At 38.8% G+C, this 4,479-nt stretch carries 3 protein-coding genes; all 3 read right to left on the bottom strand.

Annotated features, from left to right (window positions below; all coding sequences use genetic code 11):
• Nucleotides 1-11 precede the first annotated feature (11 nt).
• Nucleotides 12-245, bottom strand: a complete 234-nt coding sequence (locus tag AC4GME_RS10460) for a hypothetical protein (protein WP_490377563.1) — start codon at nucleotides 243-245, stop codon at nucleotides 12-14.
• 79 nt (nucleotides 246-324) lie between these two features.
• The gene (locus AC4GME_RS10465; RefSeq protein WP_490377564.1) at nucleotides 325-2,418 is read right to left on the bottom strand and encodes a methyl-accepting chemotaxis protein; all 2,094 of its coding nucleotides are present in this window, start codon (nucleotides 2,416-2,418) and stop codon (nucleotides 325-327) included.
• 347 nt (nucleotides 2,419-2,765) lie between these two features.
• A partial coding sequence (locus AC4GME_RS10470) for a methyl-accepting chemotaxis protein (protein WP_490379362.1) occupies nucleotides 2,766-4,479 on the bottom strand: 1,714 nt, incomplete at its 5' end.

Here is a 4,479-nt window from a genome sequence, read left to right on the forward strand (position 1 = left end):
CCAAAACCATTTTAACAAAGGCAGGTGGCTGCGATGAAAAGAGTCCCCGTTCTTACTGATGTTTGTTTATGGCAATTACTATATTCGGTTATTTGGCGGCAGTGTAGATCAATGCCCTTATCATGAGGGCAATGAGGGAAAATAAAACCGTCTGACCACTTCAGTTTTTTAAGGTATCCAATGCGATCATTTTCTTTATGAAATTTACGTTGCCATACTAGAAAGCTTGCTTTTGGCGTTTTCATTGCAATTCCCTTGAAATAGGCCTAAACATACAATTAGTTTAGGCCACACCTGAGTCAACTACAGAAGCATGTATATTAATTAATCATACTTAAATTGATCAATAATTTTTTGTTGGTCATTTGCTAGTGTTTGTAGTTCTACACTGATTTCTGCTGAACGGCCTGCTTCTTGCCTAATTTCATCACTAGCATCTTTAATATCGATAACAGTACGAGTAATTTCATCAGCAACAGTACTTTGCTCGGCAACAGAATTAGCAATCTGTTCACCCATATCTCTAATATTATGAATGTTTTCAACAATCAAAGAGAGTGCATTATCCATCTCTGCGACCTTTTGGATAGCGCCCTCGGCTTTGTCATTACCGCTACGGATAACTAGTACCACTTCGGTTGTTCCTGATTGCAGTTTCTCAATTACTTCTCTAGTTTGGTTAATTGACGCTTGGGTTTTCTCTGCAAGATTTCTTACTTCAGCAGCGACAACTGCAAAGCCTCGTCCATGCTCTCCAGCACGAGCGGCTTCAATAGCAGCGTTAAGTGCCAACAAATTAGTTTGGTCTGCAATCTCACCAATTACAGAAAGAATGGAATTAATATTTTCACTATCTTGTGATAGTCGATCAATCATAGGCATTGCTGCTGAGACATCCTCCACTAAATCTTCAACTGCTTTGGTTGTTTCTTTTACTACGGATTGACCTTTATTAGCAGCAATAGTTGCATCCTCTGATGATTGAGTTGCTTGATTTGCATTTTCAGCAACCAAATTAACAGAGCTGGTCATTTGTTCCAATGCTGCGGCAACCTGCTCAACTCCAATGAATTGCTGTTGACTGTTACTGTTAGTGCGTCCAGCAATCTCAGCCGCGCGTGTAGAAGTTAACTTGGTATCTTTTACGGCATTACCAATATGTTTTACTGTATATTGTAATTTTTTGATAAATTGATTAAAGCTTTCAACCAGCTCTCCAACTTCATCATTACTTGTTACGGTAAGACGTTGCGTTAAATCCCATTCGCCAGATACGATACTTTTAATACGATTTGTTAATTCAAGGATTGGTTTAACTAAAACTGAAGTCATTACCCAAATTAAACTAATTGATACAAAAACGATAACGATAAGACCAAAAATCTCTAAGCGCATCGCATCGTCATTGTATTTATCAACTCTCATATTTAAATCAATAGCGTGTGCTAAAATATGGTTTTCTGATGCACTAAATACCAATTCCCAGTGAGAATCGACACCTTCTAGTGAAACAGGTACAAGAGCATTAAGTGTTTTGGCTTGACTATCCCATTCAATTTTCGATGTGCTTTTCTTTATCTGTTCACTAATCTTTAATTTTTTATTAAGTGATAAGTCTTTTACAAATTTACCTAGCTTTGAATCACCTTGATCATGCGCGGCAATGATTCCATCTTGACTGACAAGGAGTATTTCACCAAGACCATTAACAAAATCATTATCGGCACCTTTAATTAAGGGTTGTAATGATGCTAATGATAAATCGATTCCAAGTGAGCCGATCACCTCTGAACCGTCAAATAGAGGGACTGTAACAGAAGTCATAAGTATTTTTGTTGTTCCTACTCTGTCAAGGTAGGGATTTAGGATACAAGGTTTCTTGGTTCGAAGTGAGCAGTTAAACCACTCATTATCAGGAAAACCAGACTGATCAATTTTTGTGTTAATAATATCTGTGTTTGGCACTGTCTCTAAAAGAAGCTCTCCATTATCCCCTCTCGCCCAATAAGGATCGAAGCGACCTGTATCATTTGAAGCGGCTAATTCATCATCAATAAAATCGGCATCATTACCAATTAAATCAGGCTTAAATACAACAAAAATACCAAGAACATCTTTGTATGTTTCTACATTTTTCTTTATCAACTGATTAAGTGATGTACGCAATTGCCTATCAGGTGTGCCATTTGTTTTTGCATCTTCATACATAAATGAAATAGATGTTGCAAGGGAGTTTGCGCGATAATAGTTTTTATTAAGTACAGCGGCAACCATTTCAGCTTTTTCGGAAGCAAGCGTGGAGATGTAGTCAATAGCAGAATCGCGTAAATGCAAGGAAGTTTGTTCTCGCACCAAAGACTGTGTTTTATCTGCGTTATAAACAGAAAGAGCAACAATGCTCGTTAATGCAACTAACAAGCAAAATCCTGCAAGGGATACAATTTTCCATCGGATAGAGCATATACGTATATTTTTTTTCATAGTTTTTTTCGCAAGTACGATCTTTATTTTTATTGAGTTAATTTACCCCAGCCCGGGATTAAATTTAAATTTAATTGAACTAAAAATGCATTTCACGATCAGATCAATGAATTCATTATTTCTGAGATGTTGCCAATGCATAATTTAGTGCCTGTCTTTTACCATGTAGATGATTTTACACCGTCCAAGAAACGCGAATATGAGAAGTAGTTTGTTTTAGAATCTTGACACTGAATAATTACAAAAGCAGCAATACAGATGTGCATTGCTGCTCTAATGATAAATTACTGTAATTTAAACTTACTCACCAAGGCATCTAATTGCGCATTAGCTGATGCTAAGTTTTGTGTGCTATCAACGGTAGCTTGTCCATTTTTTGTTAGATTTTGCACCATCTGATGAATATTACTCATATTGCGGCTGACTTCTTCACTAACTGAACTTTGCTCTTCAGATGCGGTCGCAATTTGTGTGCTGAGATCATTAATTTCAACAATAAAGTTGGTCATTGTATCCAGACTCTCTGTGACCCGTTCTGTATTTTCTGCCGTACGCTCACAGCTTGCTTTGGTTACATCCATTGCAGCTACCGCACTCGATGCATCGTTACGCAATGTTGTCAGTATGCTGTTAATTTCTGCGGTACTGCTTTGCGTACGCGCAGCCAATGAACGCACTTCATCTGCGACCACGGCAAAACCTCGCCCTTGTTCACCGGCTCGAGCAGCTTCAATTGCAGCATTCAGTGCCAATAGATTGGTCTGATCCGCAATTTCACCTATCACACCTAATACTGTGATAATCTGCTGGGTGTTTTCATTCATTGTATTAATGCTTGAGGCTGCCGAGTCAACTTCATCCACCAGCGCAATCACACTGTTGGAAGCTTCAACGACGATATTTTTTGATAATAGCGCTTCATCGTTGGCTTTTTGGGTATTAGTGGCCGTTTCCGTTGCACCTTGCGCAACGGTTTCAGAAGTCGCACTCATCTCGGTAATGGCACTGACAACTTGCTCCGTTTCCGCAGAGTGAGTTAGTAAAGCTTTATTATTTTGCTCTGACTGCACATTAAGTTGCGTGATACTTTCGGTAATATACTTCGAGGCTTGTGAAATATCGAGGATCATCGACTGCAGATAAATAATAAAGTTATTAACGGAGTGCCCGATATCGCCCAACTCATCATTAGCAACAATATCGATGCGCGACGTTAAATCTGCTTCGCCGGTCGATAAAGTATCAATGCGCTCTTTTAGTACGATTAAACCTTTAACAATGGCGCTGATAACCCAAATTGCCATAATAAAAAAGACAACGACTAACACTGATGAGATAACAATCATCAAGCTAACTTTTTCGTCAAAAATTTCTTCGGTAGCCTTTGTTAAGCCCTCTTGTACGGAGGTGATATCACTCTCATAAGCGCCGGTTACAATGGTCCAGCCCCACTCTGGGAAGATTTTTCGCGCATAAACTAGTTTATTTTCTGTTTTCCCAGTACCTGGGTTTTCATAAACAGTTTGTACAATGGCTTCAGGTTTATTTCTTATACCGTCTGCAATAATTCCAGTGGTAGAGCCTATTTTGCCGACAATTTCCGTTTTCGGGTGGGCAAGAATTTTTCCGTCTTTGTCTTGTATCCAAAAGTAGCCATTTCCCCCGTACTTGGCAGTGGTGACAGTCTGTAATGCCGCGTCGATTTTACTCTGCTTAAGGGTGCTGATGTATTCACCACTGGCAATAACAAGATTTAGCGGTTTAAAATAAAAGGAAGCGGTTATCTTGTCTTCAATTTTTTCGGTTGTCGGATTTAAAAAAGGATATTGACTAAAGCCAATGACATTGTTTTTAGCAGCCTCAACAACCGCCCGTACATAATAATGACCATTGGCATCTATTCTATCGTAACCGTTTGTGCCAACCCAACTTAAGTTACTACCGTACGCTTTACTAATCCACGAACTAGCATCATAAGCAAAAAAATAACGGCCATTT

It is taken from the genome of Psychromonas sp. (assembly GCF_983033635.1).

Coding starts and splice junctions, on each gene's coding strand:
- AC4GME_RS10460 (WP_490377563.1), bottom strand. CDS start 245: ATGAAAACGCCAAAAGCAAGCTTTCTAGTATGGCAACGTAAATTTCAT.